General features: G+C 50.9%; 1 protein-coding gene. It reads right to left on the reverse strand.

Annotated elements, in window-relative coordinates; genetic code table 11:
- Positions 1-1,707: PAS domain-containing protein (locus H6F80_RS00010; RefSeq protein WP_190789580.1), on the reverse strand; the 1,707-nt coding region annotated here is incomplete at both ends.

Here is a 1,707-nt window from a genome sequence, read left to right on the forward strand (position 1 = left end):
GCCTGCTGAATGGCTGCCGAGACTTTTGCACGATCTTCAGGATGAATTAGCTCTGCAAAATCCTCTACTTTGCCGCTAAAGGTGTCGGGGGTTAAACCATGAAACTGATAAATTTGCTCTGACCAGGTAATGTGATTGTTGATGATATCCCAATCCCAAATTCCTGATTGACCTACTGATAAAGCCAGGCGCAGTCGTTCTTCGCTCTGACGTAACGATTCCTCTGCCTGCTTGCGATCGCTCAAATCTAGAACAAAGGCAACTGCTTCTTCTCGCACTGCATAAACCAGACTAAAACCGATTAAAACTGAAACTCGGCGACCGTCTTTGCGAATATATTCTTTTTCGTAGGGCGCACAGGCTCCCCGTCTCCGCGCCTCAGCAATTGCTTCCTCATCTAATGACTGATACTCAGGGGGAGTAATATCACTCCATCTCAGGTTTCTTGCCTGTAAATCTTCACGGGTGTATCCCACAATCCTGAGAAATTCGTCATTGGCTTCCTGAATGCCGCCCTCTAAATCTCCGAACAAAATTCCAATGACGTTAGCAGCCACAAAGCTGTGTAACCGTTCTTCGCTGAGACGCAAAGCCGCTTCGGTTTGTTTGCGAGCCGTAATATCCGCAACGACCGATACACAGCTAATTCCGGCTTGGGTTTCATCAACTGGAGCAGCCCATAGTTCTACATCAAACAGGACATTGCCCTTCTTTTGACGCTGTGCCTCAACTCCGGCTAAACCTTGCCCCTGAAGGGTGATTGCCAGGTTGTTTAAAAACTCATTCCGTTTACCATCCGGGATTGCGGGTAAAAACTTTCCTAAAACTTCCTGTTGACTCCAACCAAAGATGCGTGCGGCGGCAGGGTTCCAAATTTGCACCGTGCCATCTGAGCGCAAGCCCATAATTGCCAGCGGGCAGGCTTGGATGATCGCCTGTAGGGTTTGATTGCTCTGGGCTAAGGCGGCTTCTGCTTGCTTGCGTTCCGCTTCACGCTGCTTTGTAGGGGTAATATCCAGCAATGTGCCAAAGAAGTCAACCGTTCGCCGAGATTCTCCCTCTCCTTCAAATTGGGCTTGCCCCTTCGCAAGTACCCAGCGTTCAGTGCCGTCATTCCATATAATTCGGTACTCAATTTCGTAGCTCCCAGTTGATTGTGGATCGATCGCTGCACTCACCGCATTAGCGACGCGCGATCGATCGTCTGGGTGCATCCGCTCCAATACGCTGGGCAGGGAAATCATCACCGCATCTTCCGGCTCGCCCCATATTTCACGCATTCGCTTGTCCATTTCAACCAGGTTTGTATTCAGGTGCAGCCGCCAGCCGCCGAGCCGACCCACCTGAATTGCCAGCCGCGCCCACTCTTCGCTTTCTCGCAGGGCTTGTTCTGCCTGTTTGCGCTCGGTAATGTCAATTAACAAGCCATCCCACACCATGCCGTCTTCAGTTTGCTCTGGACGAGATTTGCCCTGAAACCACTTGAGCCGCCCCGATGGGGTAATCAAGCGTCCTTCCCATTGCCAGGGCAGCCGATTGTTGATGGCGATCGCCACTGATTCTCGTAACGATGGCAGTTCATCCGGGTGAATCAGATTCCAAAAGCAGTCTGCATCCTGGATAACGTTTATTGGTTCTAATTCAAGCAGTTCACGCGAGCCAGAGCTGACGTAGGTAAAAGCTTCAGAACCATCAGCCTTGGGCGCA

This window comes from Leptolyngbya sp. FACHB-711 (assembly GCF_014695615.1).
GTDB lineage: Bacteria > Cyanobacteriota > Cyanobacteriia > Elainellales > Elainellaceae > Leptolyngbya_A.